The organism is Emticicia sp. BO119 (assembly GCF_013912375.1).
Classification (GTDB): Bacteria; Bacteroidota; Bacteroidia; order Cytophagales; family Spirosomataceae; genus Emticicia.
Genome location: NZ_JACETV010000009.1, coordinates 228,457 through 244,412 on the forward strand (window position 1 = coordinate 228,457; position 15,956 = coordinate 244,412).

Here is a 15,956-nt window from a genome sequence, read left to right on the forward strand (position 1 = left end):
AAAACATGACTTTATATATTAAAAACATGGTTTGCGACAGATGCAAGATGGTAACGGCAGACCTCTTTAAAAAAAATAACATTAAAACGATAAAGGTTGATTTAGGCTTAGTGGAAACAGACTCTGAGTTAGATGAGAAACAAATTGAGGTTATTTCGAAAGGTCTGAAATCATACGGCTTTGAATTGTTAGATGACAAACGTAAACAGATTGTCCATATCATTAAAACTACGATTATCGAACTGGTACAAACTCAACCCGAGCAATTGAAGAAAATCAATCCTTCTGCATATATCGCTGAAAAACTAGGCAGAGATTATAAATATCTGACGACACTTTTTTCAGAAGTTGAGGGTACAACCATTGAACAATTTTTAATCAATCAGAAAATTGAAAAAGTTAAAGAACTCTTGGTTTACGATGAATATTCTTTGAGCCAAATCGCTGATTTGCTGTATTATAGCAGTGTTCAGCACCTTTCAATGCAATTTAAGAAGGTGACGGGTTTAACGCCAAGTCATTTTAAGCTATTAAAGGAAAACAAGCGCATCTCCATTAATCAGATTTAGATATGAAAAATATACTTATTATAGTTTCTGCCCTGTTGTTTTCCTCATGTATGGACATGAGTACTAAGCAACCTCAGCCCTATATCAACTACCCGGCGGCTTATGTAGTCAATGGTGAAAGTAGTACACTTTCAGTAATCAATTTAACCACCGATGAAATTTCTGCCACCATTCCCTTAACGGATGGAACAGTCACACACATGGAGGGCATGAATATGGGTAAGGCTTTATCTTACCCGCATCACATTTATCTGAACCCAAGTAAAACACAGATTTCAATTGCTGCCCCGGGAATGGATTTAAGTGAAGGGCATTCGGGTGGTATGGCCGGAATGAGTGGAAAAGTCGCGATTCTGGATGCAACAACAGGATTGAACATTAGAATTTTTAATTCTATTGGCATGACTCATAATGCTATCTATTCACCTGACGGTAAAGAAATCTGGACTTCACAAATGGATGAGGATGGAAAAGTCTTAATATATGATGCGAATACGTTTGCGCTAAAAAATACTGTCTCTGTTGGAATGGAGCCTGCCGAAATCACATTTTCTTCCGATGGCACAGTAGCTTTTGTTGCCAATGGAGCAAGTAATACTGTTAGTGCGATTAATCCAGATACTAAAACTCTTTTGCAAACAATCAATGTTGGCAAAAATCCTGTAGGTGCATGGGTTGGAACTGACGGACGCATGTATGTTGATAATGAAGACGGCCAAAGCGTTTCAATTATTGATGTAGAAACACTCAAAGTGGTCGAAACTGTACCTTTGGGATTTATGCCGGGTTTTGTGGCTTATCATACTGCTACGAAAGAAATGTGGGTTACTGACCCTAACGCAGGTAAGGTGCATTGGTGGGTAAAGGATAATTCTGGCAAAATGATGTATGCGGGGGCATTTACAACCGCTGCTGGCGCCCATGCAATTGCCTTTAAGGACATGACTGCCTACGTAACCAATCAGGAAACTGCCAGTGTTTCAGTCATTAATGTTATGCAACACAAGGTAGTTAAAACCATTTCTGTTGGTAAAAAGCCTAATGGTATCGTCATTAAGCTCTGACGATAACCTTAAAATAAAATACTATTAAATCATAAAATAATTCAAACAATGAAACCGACCATTTTTTCAGTTTTAGCAATCTCATTTTTTTCAATTTTCAGCCTGGCATTTAAAGCAGACCCACCTTCACAGGTAAAAATCAAAACATCTGCTATTTGCGAAATGTGTAAAGAGCGCATAGAAAAGCAGTTAGCTTTTACCAAAGGAGTTTCTGAGTCTAATCTTGATTTAATGGATAAAGTGGTAACCATTACTTTTAATCCGAAAAAAACAGATATTTCAAAATTAAAAAAAGCGGTAAATGATGCTGGCTATGATGCAGATGAAACAATAGCTAACGAAAAAAGCTACAACAAGCTTCCGTCTTGTTGTAAAAAAGACGGAGAACCTATGCATAATTAAAATTAATCAGTCAATCTTTAAATAGTAGAGTCATGAAGAAGATAGCAATAATTATTTTGTTTCTTGGAATCTGTATTATCTCTAATGCACAAATTGAATTAAAAACACCTCCACCAAGCCCAGAGGCTGAATGGAAACAAAAATTAGGTTTTACTGACATTAGTCTTAAATACGAAAAACCTCTGATGCGAGGTCGCAAAATTTTTGGTGAATTAGTTCCTTTTAATCAAATCTGGCGCACAGGTGCCGGAGAAAGCACAAGGATTCGTTTCAGTGAAGATATTTTTTTTGGCGGGCAGCCTGTTAAAAAAGGCAGCTATTCGCTGTTTACCATTCCTAATTCGAATGAATGGACAGTCATTTTAAACACAGATACAACAGGACATGGGGCATTTAGTTATGACGACAAAAAAGATTTATTCCGTATCAGGATAAAGCCAGAAACTACCGCCAGAACATATGAATCTTTTTCAATAAGCATAGAAGATATTTTACCGGATTACTCCGCTAAAATTTATTTAAATTGGGAAAATACCCAAATCAAAGTTCCGGTGAAAAGTAATGCAGATGCAGTCGTAATGAATGATATTAACCAAAAAATCAATGTTGAAAAAGTTGAGGATGCAAAATTCTTCAATAATGCCGCTCAGTATTATTTTGCTAATAAAAAAGACTTGAAGCAGGCTTTGATCTGGTCAAAAAGGTCAGAAGAAATGGCTAGTGACAATTTTAATTACGCCAACCTGACAATAAAAATACTGGAAGAACAAAAGGATTATATCGCGGCTACGAAGTCAGCTCAGAAAGCGATTGAATTAGGCAATAAAAAGAACCTAAAAGGGGCAGTTGCCAATTTACAGAAAAAAGTAGAGGAGTGGCAGAAAATTACAGGTATTACCGCCCCGGCTTCAAATACGATGCTTGCTGATAATAGCGAAAATCATAATAACCATTCTCATGGTGGTCATGAGATGTCTTCTATGAAAGAAAACCAATCTATTTTTAAACCTGTTTTGGATGCTTACTACACTATAAAAAATGCCTTGGTCGCATCTGATGCAGATGCGTCTGCCAAAGCAGCAGGAGTGTTGGTTTCTGCTATGAAGGCTATTGTTATGAATAAAATGGAAATGAAACAACACACTGAGTTTATGAAGGTGAACTCAAAAATCATTTCAGATGCACAGAAAATCGCAGATGCAAAAGATTTGAAGAAGCAAAGAGAAATATTCCAAAGTCTATCAGAAAACTTTTATACTTTAGCCAAAGGTGCAAAAATTTCTTCAGAGCCTATATATCAACAATATTGCCCGATGAAAAAGGCAGGTTGGTTAAGTAGCGAAAGCGATATAAAAAATCCCTATTACGGAAGCTCTATGCTGACTTGTGGCAGTGTAAAAGAGACTATTAAATAACTTTTCGAAGCCAAAGGAATTCTGTTTTCATTCTTAAGGATTCCTTTGGTTCTCCTAAAAAACTCTACCTGAAAATTATATAAATCAATGCAAACAGGCTATAAGCAGGTTTGTTCTCTTTCTCTATACCTTTGTTCTATCAAAATATTTAGACAATGGATAAAAATAAAAATATTACTTTAGAGATACCTCTTGAAGGGGTGGAAAGTGAACATTGCGCCTTGATTGTAGATAAGGGTTTGAGCAAAGTTCAAGGTGTATTAAGCCATAAAGTTGAATTAAATAATAACAAGGCTGTCATTACTTCATCTCCTGATAACAGCATCCTTACAAATGCAGTCAAAGAAATAAGGGATTTAGGCTATGATGTAACCACCGTAAAAAAGAATCTCGCAGTTTCAAATATGACTTGCGCCAGTTGCGCCAGTAGTGTTCAGAGTATTCTTGAAAATCAGGAAGGAGTTATTAGTGCAAACGTCAATTATGCCAATGCAACTGCACACATAGAGTATATCCCGACACTTGTAGATGCAAATCAGTTAAAAGCAGCATTGCAGTCTATAGGATATGACCTTTTAGTGGACGAAAGCGAGGAGGCGAAAGATGAATTGGAAAAAGCCAGAGAAAAAAACTTTGACTTATTAAAGAAAAAAACGCTTTGGTCGATTATTCTTTCAATCCCTGTTGTTGCTATCGGCATGTTTTTTATGAGCATCCCATATAGCAATTATATTATGTGGGCATTATCTACCCCCGTTCTTTTTGTTTTTGGCAAGCAGTTTTTTGTAAATGCCTGGAAACAGGCTAAGCATCGTTCAGCTAATATGGACACGCTGGTTGCTTTAAGCACGGGTGTTGCTTATTTATTCAGTATATTCAATACCGTTAATCCTGAATACTGGCATGAAAAAGGATTACATGCCCACGTATATTTTGAAGCAGCAGCAGTAGTCATTTCTTTTATTCTATTAGGTAAATGGCTCGAAGAAAAGGCTAAAGGGAATACTTCATCCGCCCTGAAAAAATTGATGGGGCTACAACCCAAAACAGTTACTATTGTGCATGAAGGTGGGCATCAATTGCAGGTTCCTATTCATAGTATTAAAATTGGTGACATCATTCTCGTGAAGCCCGGTGAAAAAATAGCAGTAGATGGTGAAATCGTAAGCGGTGTTTCTTTTATAGACGAAAGTATGTTAAGCGGAGAACCAATTCCCGTAGAAAAAGCAACAAAAGACAAGGTTTATGCGGGTACAATCAATCAGAAAGGGAGTTTTCAGTTTAAAGCCATCAAAGTTGGAAGTGATACTATTCTGGCGCAGATTATTAAGATGGTTCAAGAGGCACAAGGTAGTAAAGCTCCTGTACAAAAATTAGTTGATAAGATTGCAGGGATATTCGTCCCAATTGTTATTCTTATTGCCATTATCACCTTTTTTACCTGGCTCATATTTGGTGGTGAAAATGGTCTGACACAAGGCTTATTAACAATGGTAACAGTTCTGGTAATTGCCTGTCCATGTGCTTTAGGTTTGGCTACTCCCACTGCGATCATGGCAGGAGTTGGAAAAGGCGCAGAAAATGGGATACTTATTAAAGACGCTGAAAGCCTCGAATTAGCAACTAAAATAAAAGCGGTGGTCTTGGACAAAACAGGAACTATAACTGAAGGCAAGCCTGCTGTAACCAATATATATTGGAAAAACGAAAATCAAACAAACAGTGTTGCGTTAGTTTCAATAGAAAAGCAGTCTGAGCATCCGTTAGCGGAAGCGGTGGTGAAATACTTTAAAGACACTTTTCCTGCACCAGTACATCATTTTGAAAGCATTACTGGATTCGGTGCAAAAGCGATGGTAGCAGATGAGTTATATTTTGTAGGAAATGAGAACTTACTTATCAACAAAAAGATAAAGATTGATGCTCAATTAAAAGCAAAGGCTGATCAATGGCTCGGGGAGGCAAAGACAGTTATTTGGTTTGCCAAGTCAGATGAAGCGTTAGCAGTAATCGCTATTGAAGACCAAATAAAGAAAACGTCTATAGAAGCTATTAAGAACTTACAATCTCAGGGGATAAAAGTCTATATGCTTACAGGGGATAATCCTAAAACTGCTGCATCCGTGGCTAAAATGGCCGGAATAACAGATTTCAAGGCAGAAGTATTGCCTTCTCAGAAGTCTGACTTCATTAAAGAGATACAGAAACAGGGAAATGTGGTCGCAATGGTAGGAGATGGCATCAATGACAGCAATGCGCTGGCTCAGGCAGATGTCAGCATTGCAATGGGAAAAGGGAGTGACATAGCAATGGATGTAGCGAAAATGACTATTATTTCATCTGACTTAACGAAAATTCCACAAGCTATTAAATTGTCGAAAATTACGACTTTGGCTATAAAGCAAAATCTGTTTTGGGCATTCATTTATAACCTTATTGGCATTCCCATCGCCGCTGGTGTTCTCTATCCCTTTAATGGTTATTTGCTCAATCCCATGATTGCGGGGGCAGCAATGGCCTTGAGTTCTATCTCTGTAGTAAGTAACAGTCTTAGACTCAGAAGTAAAAGTTTACAATGAATATCAAATAACACAATATAAATTAAATTTAGAAAAATGGAAAATCAAGCATTCAAAACAAATATTAATTGTAGTGGCTGTGTTGCAAGGGTAACAAATAAACTGAATGAAACTGTAGGGAAAGATAATTGGCAGGTAAACACTGAAAATCCGGATAAGATACTGACCATTACTCATTCAGATGTTCCAACTGAAAACGTAATCGAGGCGGTAAAAAGCGCAGGTTTTAAAATTGAAGCGATAAATTAAATCTTCAAATAAGATTTACCAAGCAAATAATCAAACATTATAACTAATTAAACAATGAAAAATGTAATCTTAACACTCTCCCTCATTTTGATTTCAATGATGAGCGTATTGGGCCAGAAATCAACTAATTTAATCCCTAAAGTTGATTCAAAAGGTCATATTTATTATGAAAGAAAACATATTGGTACTTTAACTTCAGACGGAAGCTTAGACCATACCGGAAAGGCCATTACCAAAGTAGATGCTAACGGCAATATTAAGGATAATACTGGTAAAGTAGTTGGTAAAGCTCCGAAAAATGGCACGTTCGTTTATTATATTAATGGAACTGAGGAAAATTATACCGTTGGTAAAGAGTTGGTAAAGCATCTCACACAGGAATGTGCGAAGTAAAAAATGCAAAAGGAGAAATAGTGATGTTGCTACACGATAATTACAAACAGCAGGCAGCCTGTGCTGTACATTGCTTGTATGAAAATCACTGTATGCCTGCTGATAGAATGGCAGGGCATAAACATTAAATATGAATCATTATTAAACAGAGGTAATATAAGGTTATCTCTGTTGTGCTTATGAAGAAGAAAGAATTTATCCCTGCATTAGGCTACGATTTTCTGACAGCTTATTATGATTTAGTTGTCAAGCTGACTATGCCTGAAAAAAAGTTCAGGTCAATTTTGGTAAAAGAAATAAACCCCATGCCAAATGAAAAAATCCTGGAGTTTGGTTTTGGAACAGGTCAGAATTTACTGCTCGTAAAAAAACTTTGCAAAAATGTAGATTTGAAAGGCGTTGATATTGATTCTAAAGTAAAACAAATCGCTCAATTTAAGTTAGAAAAAAATGCAGTAGAAGCACAATTAGACTTATACGATGGAGAAGCATTACCTTATAAGGATGCGTGTTTTGACAAAGTTTATAGTTGTCTTGTCTTTCATCAATTAACTCAGGAAAACAAATTAAAATGTTTAAATGAGATTTTTAGAGTCCTAAAGCCAAACGGTACGTTAATTATTACTGACTGGGGAAAAGCTGCCAATTCTATTATGCGAATAACCTTTGCCTTGGTACAAATATTGGATGGATTTAAAACGACCAATGATAATGTTAAAGGAAACATGCCTTTATTTATAAAAGAAGCAGGGTTCGATAATTTAGCAATTCCAATATCTCTAAATACTCTCATTGGTACGCTGTCTTATTTTATCTTTCACAAAAAGTGAAAAGGTATTTTTATTCTCAAAACATGGATTACTAATATCTATATTTTTGGCACTATGCAGGGGTATTTCTTTTAATCTGAAAAATTTGGAATAAATGGCAAAAAGCAAACATTATTATATCCGAAAATCTCATAGATATTTAGGCATTATCCTAGGTATCCAATTCCTTTTTTGGACATTAGGTGGATTATATTTTAGTTGGTCTGATATGGATGAAATTCATGGGGATCATCATAAAACCAGTATTCACCCTATTAGTGGCGACATTCCATTGGCAAACCTTTCTGATATTCTGCAAAAAGTTAAAATAAATGATACTGTTAGCTATATTCTGGATATTCGTTTGATTCAGATTTTAGGTGAGCCGTTCTATCAAATCTCATATTCAAAAGAGCATGACAGCCCGAAGAGGATAAAATTAGCTCATGCTATTTCTGGAAAACTACGTGCCGAGCTTTCTGAGAAAGAAGCATCCAAGGTTGCTCAATTGAGTTTCGCGGATAAAGCCAAAATAAAATCAACTCAATACTTAACGACTGTTGACAATCATCACGAATATCGGGGCCAACCTCTCCCAGCCTATGCCATCACATTTGAGCATCCTTCAAATACCACTGTTTATGTGAGTACCGAATTAGGCACAGTCCAGAAATTCAGAAATCATAAATGGCGTATTTTCGATTTTTTATGGATGTTACATACAATGGATTATCAGGGTCGTGATAATATTTCTAACTGGCTGTTAAAAGCTTTTTCAATTTTTGGATTATTCACTATCCTTTCAGGATTTATATTGTTTTTTATAAGTACCAAGAGAACAAAAAAGCTATTGGGCTAGTAATCTGTTTTCGTTTCTTTTTTTGATTATATATATTCTAAAAATTAGTATGATAGAAACATTAAAAAATATTACAATAGAGTATTACATTTCTGGAAAGGTAAGTGTTGAGATTCATTTCTCACATTACTCAGGTAAAATGAAATACTTTTTAATATGTGCTTTTCTATTTATCTCAGGTTCACTTTTTGCACAGCACGAAAATCATAACATCTCTATACCTAATAAGGTTATTACTGTACCTAAGGCAAGAGAAGACAAAAACATTCAAAAGGCAAACAATACAGCCCAAACAGTAAGGTATGACCTGTACATCCGTGATTCCCTTGTAAATTATTCGGGTAAACAGAAAAGGGCTATAGCTGTAAATGGGCAAATCCCAATGCCTACATTGACTTTTACCGAAGGTGATACAGCCGAAATATATGTACATAATGAACTTAATGAAATGACCTCTTTACACTGGCACGGGGTATTCCTGCCAAATAAAGAAGATGGTGTCCCTTATCTTACTCAAATGCCCATAAAGCCTAAAACAACTTATCTATACAAGTTTCCTATAATTCAAAATGGTACACATTGGTACCATAGTCATTCAGGCTTACAAGAGCAAATAGGTATGTATGGCAGTTTTGTTATGAACAAACGTCCTGATGACCCAACATTTAGAAAAGGAATAGACGACTTACCCACAGTCCCAATTATTTTGAGCGAATGGACAGATTATAAGCCAGAAAATGTTCATAGAATGCTGCATAATGCGACCGATTGGTTTGCTATCAAGAAGGGGACTACTCAAAGTTATGGCGAGGCAATCAATCAAGGATACTTTGGAGTAAAACTTAAAAATGAGTGGAAACGCATGAATGCGATGGATGTAAGCGATGTTTATTACGATAAGTTCCTAATAAATGGCAAGAATGAAAATACTCTTTCACAGTTTAAAGGAGGAGATAAAGTCCGTTTAAGAGTATCTAATGGCGGAGCCTCTACCTATTTCTGGCTTAAATATGCAGGTGGGAGAATTACAGTTGTTGCCAGTGATGGTAATGATGTTGAGCCTGTTGAGGTCGACAGATTGATTATCGCTGTTTCTGAAACGTATGATATTATTGTTACCATTCCCGAGAATGGCATGAGCTATGAGTTTTTAGCAACTGCTGAAGATCGGACTAAATCCACATCACTGTGGATAGGTGAAGGTATGAAGATGAAAACGCAGCCCATGCCTAAACTGAAATATTTTGAAGGTATGAAAATGATGAATGATATGATGAATATGGACGGAAGTATGGATGATATGGGCATGAGTATGAGCTTGAACCAGATGGATATGAATGCTGTCATGTATCCGGAAATAACAGGTAGCAATACGAAAGAAATGAATATGGCTGATATGAGTCATCAATCACATCAACAGCCAGGCAATATAGTTACACTTAATTACGCCATGCTCAAATCACCTGTAAAAACTTCATTACCTGTCGGAAATTCTAGAATATTAAAATTTGAATTAAGCGGAAATATGAATCGTTACGTTTGGAGTCTGGATAACAAAGTCGTTTCTGAAGCAGACAAAATATTGATAAAGAAAGGTGAAAACGTAAAACTGATTCTTTCTAACGGCTCTATGATGCGTCACCCTATGCACTTACATGGGCATGACTTCAGAGTTATCAATGGGCAGGGAAAATATGCTCCTCTTAAAAATATTATTGATATTATGCCGATGGAAACCGATACACTAGAGTTTAATGCGAATGTCGAGGGAGATTGGTTTTTTCACTGCCATATTCTCTATCACATGATGAGTGGCATGGGGCGCGTTTTTACCTATGAAAACCAAGCGCCAAATCCACTCATAGAAAATCCTAAACTGGCACGCAGAAAGTTAAACTCTGACGATCGACGATTTCATTTTATGGCCGAAAATGATTTTGCCACTAATGGAAACGATGGGATGATAATGCTCCAGAACACCCGCTGGAGCATTGGTACAGAATGGAGATTAGGTTACAACAATATGCATGGCTACGAAACCGAAACACATATTGGTCGTTATATAGGCAAAATGCAATGGTTTATGCCTTTTATAGGTTTTGATTGGAGATATAGGAAATTTGGAATCAATGAAGTTGAGCGGAATATTTTTAAACAATCTAATACAAAGGATAACCGTAGTCTTTTGAGCCTTGGCTTTAACTATACATTACCCATGCTGATACACTTTCAATCCGAAGTATTTACTGATGGGAATGTACGCTTGCAATTATCGAGAGAAGATATTGCATTAGGGAAAAGATTAAGAGGCATGTTTATGATAAACACCGATAAGGAGTTTATGGGAGGCTTTGATTATATTGCAACAAGAAATATTAGAGCCAGAATTCACTATGATAGTGATATGGGTCTCGGTTTGGGTGTAGTTTTTAATTATTAATCATTAGTCCCTTTTATCTGTATAGAAACTAATAATCTCTTTATGAGACTATAAATAAGCCAATATATCATCACAATATTGCCAATAACTAATGAGATATTCGTTATTCCTAAAAAAACTATTAATTAAATCTTTAGAATTGGGTAATTATCCGACATCTTAATAAACCTGATAATTTATTGGTACACGGGTTGGTACACTGCAAAGGGCTATCTTTAATATGGTAAAACTTCATATTATATAAGCTATTGAAAATAATGGTGGGCGTAACAAGGATTGAACTTGTGACCTCTTCCATGTCAAAAATGAAGTCTGTTGAGTAGTATGGTAAAATAGTGTTTGTCTGGTATTTAAAAATACTTGGTTTTACTGCATTTCCTCTCTAATATGGTTTAGTAAAATTTAACCCAATCAGCGTTTTATTGGTACACGGGTTGGTACACTGCGAGGAGACATAATGCCCAAAAACACATTGCACCTTTTATCTGCTTTGCAAATTGAGCGTTTATCTCATTCAGACAATGATAAGATGTTTAATGATGGCGGAGGGCTTTATCTCTTTGTCCGTCACTATGGAGAGAAAGAATGGATTTTTCGGTACACCTCTCCGATTACCAAACAACGCCGTAAACAGTCTTTGGGGTCTTTTAGAGACACTAATTTAAAGCAAGCAAGAGTTTTAGCTTCTCAAAAACGTACCTTGCTTGAATCTGGCCTTGATCCTTTAATTGAAGCAGATAAACAACTCCAAAAGGAAACAAAAGAATTAGCTAAAAGAAAAAGGCTGCAAGGAAATACCGTCAGAAATGTATTTCAAGCATGGAAACAAAATGAATTGCAGAACAGGAAAGACAATGGCAAAGAAATCAAACGGGCCTTTGAGAAAGATGTCTTTGCCGTTATTGGTGATTTACCTATCAATGAAGTAACCAGACAAGAGATAAGAAGTATTTTAGAACGTCTGACTAAACGAAAATCCAAAAGCATGGCGAACCGACTGCTTGCTAATCTCAAACAGTTTTTTGGTTATGCTGAGGATGAAGAATTAATCAATCTTGATCCAACCAGACGTTTGACCAAAGAACGAGTCGGAGGCAAGGAAAAATCACGCAAAAGGTATTTAGAGGAACAAGAACTGACTCTATTAAAAGAGTTATTGCCTCAATCAGGTTTAAGAACAGAGTATGAAGCCTTAATTTGGTTTCTACTATCTACAGGATGCCGGGTCAATGAAGCCTTACGTGCTAAATGGGAACATTTTGATATATCCAGAAGAATGTTTGTCATTCCTGCTGAACATGCCAAGAATACCTTGAAACATAATATCTATCTGTCAAGGTTTGCTTTGAAACAGTTAATTATTCTGAAAAAAACAAGAACAACCCAATACCTTGTTCCTAATCGCAAATCAGATGGGCCGATTACCCGTCAGGTATTGACCAAACAGGTTACGGATAGGCAACAAGAACCCTCTGAAAAAAACAGGGTACATAACCCACAGGCATTGGTACTACCGAAAGGTCGTTGGGTCATTCATGATCTCAGACGTACTGCCGGAACTATTATGCAGGAATTGGGGATTATGCCGCATATTATCAAGAAATGTCTCAACCAAAAAATTGAAGATAAAATCATTGAAACCTATCAACGTGCCTCCCTCATTTATGAACAGAAAGAAGCCTTTGAAAAATTAGGGCAATATTTATTGGCTATTGGGCAAAAGAAAAAGTAGTAAGCGGCGAGTCACCCGAATTTATTTTCACGAGAAAGTTGAAATTGTTGAAGACAATGGTAAATATCGCTCGTTTTCCAGGCCGTGATGCGTGGCCCTAATTTATAGGGTCTAGGGAATTGTCCTGTTTTGCAACCATTCCACCAGGTGGCTTTACTGACTGGTATTAATTTCAGAACCTGACTTAAACGCATATACCCAAAAGATTCCTGACTAAAATGTTTGGTATCTGTCAACTCAATCCTCCCCGTTATCAATAGTGGTCTGCGATGTAGTGCAGTATGAATACTTTTTTCAAAAAGAAATAAAAAATCAAAATCATTAAGTTCCATAGCAACAAAAGAAATTCAGCATAAATAGTTTAGTCAACCATGCTATTGTATGTGTTCTTTTCAATTCAAGAAATTGAAAGATAACATGCCCCTTTTCAAAAGCATTATTGGTTTGTGTTTAATGAACTGATGAGTCGTTTGACAGCAAGTACACGAATCCTTTACCCAGATGTCCAAAGTTTTTGCTTCACGAATTTGTTCCGGGATAAAAGGAAAAGAAATGTCGAAAAATCCTACTGCCAATACAAAGCCCCTCCTTTTAAATCCTGACTTAGCTGATTCATCCCTCGAATACGAACTGGCAAAAGCAACAGAAAAATATCCCCTTTCCCGGATTCTTTTAAATACCGAATTGACCGCTCAGTATCTTTGCTTTTCAGCCTGCACTTTAGCAGCCTGGCGTTCCGGCAAACGTCACCGTTTGCCCTATCAAAAAAAGGGTAAAATCATTTATTACCGTCTCTCAGATTTAAATGCTTTTATTGCAGCACATGCTTCTCAACCTTTAGAAAATAAGCATTTCTGCCAACCACTGATTAACCGCAAAAGAGCAGCTCATGAGGTCAATTCTACCTTAGGCACCTTAGAGGTCTGGAATAGTACCGGAACAAAGGAATTGGTTTACATCAAAATCGGCAGGGCTGTCCGTTATCGCCCTTACGACCTGTTGGCCTTCAATTTGGCAAGACTTCGGGTTCGTAAGTCCTGAATAGTCACTTATTAATTTTTCATTCAATCCCCATCCTTACTCAACAGGAGAACGCAATGGTTAAACCAAAGGCGGAACTTACCGCTATGACTGATATTGAAAGAATTTTCCAATCATCTTCACAGGAAACCAAACATTTACCCCAAAACTTTGTCAATCCAGTTTTAGACTTCCCGGCTGTGAAGCATTACCCATGCTCAGCATTAGTCATGAAAAGTAAGCGGAAAAGCATTCAAAGCAAAGGGCTGTTTGACTTCCTGAAAACGTTGGGCATCTCCACCGAAATAGCACAATACTACTTTCATGAAGTCTGTGTGTACAATAAACAAACACAGGAGAAACTCAAAACGCTTGGCTTTCGAAATGAAGATGAGGGCTTTGAACTAATCAATCCCTTTTTCAGAGGAACCATTGGCTCGCAAGCCATTTCCTTTATTCGTGGGACAATGCCTAAACCCGAAAGTATCCATCTCTTTAAAGACAGTCTGGATTTTCTGTCTTTCTTGAGCAAACTAGGCGGGAAGAAACTGCTGGCTGATACCATCATTTTACATGCCACTACCTGTCTGGAGCAAATCAATCCATATATCTGCAACTATGGTTATAAGCACGTTTATTCCTGGATGAGCAATGATCAAACCGGACAACAAGCCAAAGCATATATCCAGAATCTTGTCAGTACTGAAGAGGAATCAAAGCACAAGCCGATGAATATGCTTTATGCTCCCTGTAAAGACCTTAGTAAATGGTACCAACAACAATTGCAGAATAAATCATAGGAAAGTACCATGAATTACGCACAACTCAAATCCTTATACCGGGTTTCAGAAATCGGGATTCATTATAAATACAAAGTTCCTTATAAAGACAGAGTCCATATAAATTCGCCCTCCGTTGCCTATGATGTGCTCAGATTGGCATGGGATCAGAATAAGATTGAACTCCTGGAACAGTTCAAAATCCTGCTGCTCGACAACAGAAGTAATTGTCTGGGATTGGTCGATATAGCTTCCGGCAGCATCAATAGTTGTATTGTCGATACAAGACTCCTGTTTTCTGCGGCATTAAAAGCAAAAGCCAGCGGAATTATTCTCGCTCATAACCACCCGTCAGGAAGCCTGACTCCCAGTGAAAATGACAAAAAACTGACTGAAAAAATCTGTGAGGGAGGTAAGATTTTAGATATTGCCATCTTCGACCACCTCATTGTTTCTCCGCAAAGTTATTATTCCTTCGCTGACAACGGTCTGATGCCCAAATAGCAATCAATCATTTGCACTTTTTTATTGAGTCTTTCCCACCAAAGGACAGATGCCTTGCAGACTTTTCACAGAATTATTCAGGGTGATTGCAGACAGATGAGTGAGGTAGCTGATAGTTCTGTTCATCTAATCGTAACATCTCCCCCTTACTGGAACATCAAAGACTATGGGACTATAGAGCAGATTGGCTTCTATCAGAGTTTTGAAGATTATATCAATCATCTCAACCTGGTCTGGAAAGAATGCCACCGTACCCTGATGGATGGTTGCAGGCTGTGTATCAATATTGCTGATACTTTATCCAGCAAAGCTATTTATGGGCGTAATAAGGTAGTGGCAATCCACACAGAAATTATCAAGTTCTGTGAGATTATCGGCTTTGACTATATGGGATCCATTATCTGGCAGAAAATCGGCAATGACAAAGGTGTCTTTTTAGGGTCTTATCCCTTTCCCAGAAACGGGGTCATACAGATAGACTACGAGTACATTCTTGTATTCAGAAAATCAGGGAAAAGCCCTCAACCCACCCTATCACAAAAAGAGTTTTCAAAAATGACTTTGAAGGAATGGCAGAAATACTTTGCAGGACATTGGAATTTTCCGGGAACGCTCCAGAATAAGGGACACATAGCTATGTTCCCTCAGGAACTCCCCAAAAGATTAATCCGCATGTTCAGTTTTATAGGGGAAACGGTGCTTGATCCTTTTGGCGGCAGCGGCACAACCGCCTTGGCGGCCAAAAATAACGGCAGAAATTCTATCTCCTATGAAATCAGTCCTGATTACACAGAAATTATTAAAGACAAACTGCAAACGTATCAGGGTGATTTATTCGGGACAAGTTTTGAGTTTATTCAGCAACAAGCAGATGCAATAGATTTTGCTGATATGATTTCAAAACTGCCTTATCTTTTCAAAGACCCACACGCATGACAGGCCACCTGATTATGCTTCTTTAAAAACTTACTCCCGTAAAAAGGCAAAGGGGACAAATGTGCCCCCGATGAACCCAAAACAACTTTTGCTGTGACTAAAAAAGGTTACAAATTTCACTACTTCTGTACGCAGATGCAAGTAAAAAATTACTATTTTCTTCATCAAATTCCTGTTCCGGCTGTTCTTATGTTCCTTAGTTGGTG

General features: G+C 37.2%; 17 protein-coding genes. 16 read left to right on the forward strand and 1 reads right to left on the reverse strand.

What is annotated here, in order from left to right; all coding sequences use genetic code 11:
- The first annotated feature begins 5 nt into the window (after positions 1-5).
- From H1R81_RS23735 to H1R81_RS23790, 12 genes are all read left to right on the forward strand, one after another.
- Positions 6-569, forward strand: a complete 564-nt coding sequence (locus tag H1R81_RS23735) for an AraC family transcriptional regulator (RefSeq protein WP_181843233.1) — start codon at positions 6-8, stop codon at positions 567-569.
- Positions 570-571: 2 nt separating this feature from the next.
- Positions 572-1,633, forward strand: a complete 1,062-nt coding sequence (locus tag H1R81_RS23740; protein ID WP_181843234.1) for a YncE family protein — start codon at positions 572-574, stop codon at positions 1,631-1,633.
- Positions 1,634-1,681: 48 nt separating this feature from the next.
- On the forward strand, positions 1,682-2,035 hold the full coding sequence (locus tag H1R81_RS23745; RefSeq protein WP_181843235.1) for a heavy-metal-associated domain-containing protein: 354 nt from the start codon (positions 1,682-1,684) through the stop codon (positions 2,033-2,035).
- Between the two features lie 32 nt (positions 2,036-2,067).
- The gene (locus H1R81_RS23750; protein ID WP_181843236.1) at positions 2,068-3,450 is read left to right on the forward strand and encodes a DUF2911 domain-containing protein; all 1,383 of its coding nucleotides are present in this window, start codon (positions 2,068-2,070) and stop codon (positions 3,448-3,450) included.
- 155 nt (positions 3,451-3,605) lie between these two features.
- Positions 3,606-6,029, forward strand: a complete 2,424-nt coding sequence (locus H1R81_RS23755; protein WP_181843237.1) for a heavy metal translocating P-type ATPase — start codon at positions 3,606-3,608, stop codon at positions 6,027-6,029.
- A 36-nt stretch (positions 6,030-6,065) separates the two neighbouring features.
- Entirely contained in the window at positions 6,066-6,278 is a 213-nt protein-coding gene (locus tag H1R81_RS23760; RefSeq protein WP_181843238.1) for a heavy-metal-associated domain-containing protein, read from the forward strand.
- A gap of 54 nt (positions 6,279-6,332) precedes the next feature.
- A complete protein-coding gene (locus H1R81_RS23765) occupies positions 6,333-6,671 on the forward strand; it encodes a hypothetical protein (RefSeq protein ID WP_181843239.1) in 339 nt (112 codons plus the stop codon).
- Positions 6,659-6,799, forward strand: a complete 141-nt coding sequence (locus H1R81_RS23770) for a hypothetical protein (RefSeq protein WP_181843240.1) — start codon at positions 6,659-6,661, stop codon at positions 6,797-6,799. The genes H1R81_RS23765 and H1R81_RS23770 overlap by 13 nt, the downstream gene beginning before the upstream one ends.
- A gap of 51 nt (positions 6,800-6,850) precedes the next feature.
- Complete coding sequence (locus H1R81_RS23775) at positions 6,851-7,501, forward strand: class I SAM-dependent methyltransferase (RefSeq protein ID WP_181843241.1); 651 nt, start codon at positions 6,851-6,853, stop codon at positions 7,499-7,501.
- A gap of 94 nt (positions 7,502-7,595) precedes the next feature.
- On the forward strand, positions 7,596-8,339 hold the full coding sequence (locus H1R81_RS23780; protein WP_181843242.1) for a hypothetical protein: 744 nt from the start codon (positions 7,596-7,598) through the stop codon (positions 8,337-8,339).
- Positions 8,340-8,388: 49 nt separating this feature from the next.
- Positions 8,389-10,779, forward strand: a complete 2,391-nt coding sequence (locus tag H1R81_RS23785; RefSeq protein ID WP_229251207.1) for a multicopper oxidase domain-containing protein — start codon at positions 8,389-8,391, stop codon at positions 10,777-10,779.
- Positions 10,780-11,236: 457 nt separating this feature from the next.
- On the forward strand, positions 11,237-12,511 hold the full coding sequence (locus tag H1R81_RS23790; RefSeq protein WP_181843243.1) for an integrase arm-type DNA-binding domain-containing protein: 1,275 nt from the start codon (positions 11,237-11,239) through the stop codon (positions 12,509-12,511).
- 11 nt (positions 12,512-12,522) lie between these two features.
- Here the strand turns inward: H1R81_RS23790 and H1R81_RS27345 are convergent, their stop codons facing one another.
- Positions 12,523-12,843, reverse strand: coding sequence for an AlpA family transcriptional regulator (locus H1R81_RS27345; protein WP_220275298.1), 321 nt, complete (start codon positions 12,841-12,843; stop codon positions 12,523-12,525).
- Between the two features lie 169 nt (positions 12,844-13,012).
- Here H1R81_RS27345 and H1R81_RS27515 point away from each other — a divergent pair, with 169 nt between their 5' ends.
- The 4 genes from H1R81_RS27515 (at position 13,013) to H1R81_RS23815 (ending at position 15,750) form a co-directional block, all read left to right on the forward strand.
- Positions 13,013-13,552 carry a helix-turn-helix domain-containing protein gene (locus H1R81_RS27515; RefSeq protein ID WP_229251208.1) on the forward strand — a complete coding sequence of 180 codons (540 nt, stop codon included), beginning with the start codon at positions 13,013-13,015 and terminating at the stop codon, positions 13,550-13,552.
- 56 nt (positions 13,553-13,608) lie between these two features.
- Complete coding sequence (locus H1R81_RS23805) at positions 13,609-14,331, forward strand: hypothetical protein (RefSeq protein ID WP_181843244.1); 723 nt, start codon at positions 13,609-13,611, stop codon at positions 14,329-14,331.
- A 9-nt stretch (positions 14,332-14,340) separates the two neighbouring features.
- Positions 14,341-14,814 carry a RadC family protein gene (locus H1R81_RS23810; RefSeq protein WP_181843245.1) on the forward strand — a complete coding sequence of 158 codons (474 nt, stop codon included), beginning with the start codon at positions 14,341-14,343 and terminating at the stop codon, positions 14,812-14,814.
- Between the two features lie 96 nt (positions 14,815-14,910).
- Positions 14,911-15,750, forward strand: coding sequence for a site-specific DNA-methyltransferase (locus tag H1R81_RS23815; RefSeq protein ID WP_181843246.1), 840 nt, complete (start codon positions 14,911-14,913; stop codon positions 15,748-15,750).
- Positions 15,751-15,956 lie beyond the last annotated feature (206 nt).

What these genes read in the sequence shown, in the direction of transcription:
- H1R81_RS23805 (WP_181843244.1), top strand. Translation starts at nt 13,609, where the DNA reads ATGGTTAAACCAAAGGCGGAACTTACCGCTATGACTGATATTGAAAGA.
- H1R81_RS23815 (WP_181843246.1), top strand. Translation starts at nt 14,911, where the DNA reads ATGAGTGAGGTAGCTGATAGTTCTGTTCATCTAATCGTAACATCTCCC.
- H1R81_RS23745 (WP_181843235.1), top strand. Translation starts at nt 1,682, where the DNA reads ATGAAACCGACCATTTTTTCAGTTTTAGCAATCTCATTTTTTTCAATT.
- H1R81_RS27345 (WP_220275298.1), bottom strand. Translation starts at nt 12,843, where the DNA reads ATGGAACTTAATGATTTTGATTTTTTATTTCTTTTTGAAAAAAGTATT.
- H1R81_RS27515 (WP_229251208.1), top strand. Translation starts at nt 13,013, where the DNA reads ATGTCCAAAGTTTTTGCTTCACGAATTTGTTCCGGGATAAAAGGAAAA.
- H1R81_RS23765 (WP_181843239.1), top strand. Translation starts at nt 6,333, where the DNA reads ATGAAAAATGTAATCTTAACACTCTCCCTCATTTTGATTTCAATGATG.
- H1R81_RS23760 (WP_181843238.1), top strand. Translation starts at nt 6,066, where the DNA reads ATGGAAAATCAAGCATTCAAAACAAATATTAATTGTAGTGGCTGTGTT.
- H1R81_RS23790 (WP_181843243.1), top strand. Translation starts at nt 11,237, where the DNA reads ATGCCCAAAAACACATTGCACCTTTTATCTGCTTTGCAAATTGAGCGT.
- H1R81_RS23775 (WP_181843241.1), top strand. Translation starts at nt 6,851, where the DNA reads ATGAAGAAGAAAGAATTTATCCCTGCATTAGGCTACGATTTTCTGACA.
- H1R81_RS23740 (WP_181843234.1), top strand. Translation starts at nt 572, where the DNA reads ATGAAAAATATACTTATTATAGTTTCTGCCCTGTTGTTTTCCTCATGT.
- H1R81_RS23770 (WP_181843240.1), top strand. Translation starts at nt 6,659, where the DNA reads ATGTGCGAAGTAAAAAATGCAAAAGGAGAAATAGTGATGTTGCTACAC.
- H1R81_RS23750 (WP_181843236.1), top strand. Translation starts at nt 2,068, where the DNA reads ATGAAGAAGATAGCAATAATTATTTTGTTTCTTGGAATCTGTATTATC.
- H1R81_RS23755 (WP_181843237.1), top strand. Translation starts at nt 3,606, where the DNA reads ATGGATAAAAATAAAAATATTACTTTAGAGATACCTCTTGAAGGGGTG.
- H1R81_RS23785 (WP_229251207.1), top strand. Translation starts at nt 8,389, where the DNA reads ATGATAGAAACATTAAAAAATATTACAATAGAGTATTACATTTCTGGA.
- H1R81_RS23735 (WP_181843233.1), top strand. Translation starts at nt 6, where the DNA reads ATGACTTTATATATTAAAAACATGGTTTGCGACAGATGCAAGATGGTA.
- H1R81_RS23810 (WP_181843245.1), top strand. Translation starts at nt 14,341, where the DNA reads ATGAATTACGCACAACTCAAATCCTTATACCGGGTTTCAGAAATCGGG.
- H1R81_RS23780 (WP_181843242.1), top strand. Translation starts at nt 7,596, where the DNA reads ATGGCAAAAAGCAAACATTATTATATCCGAAAATCTCATAGATATTTA.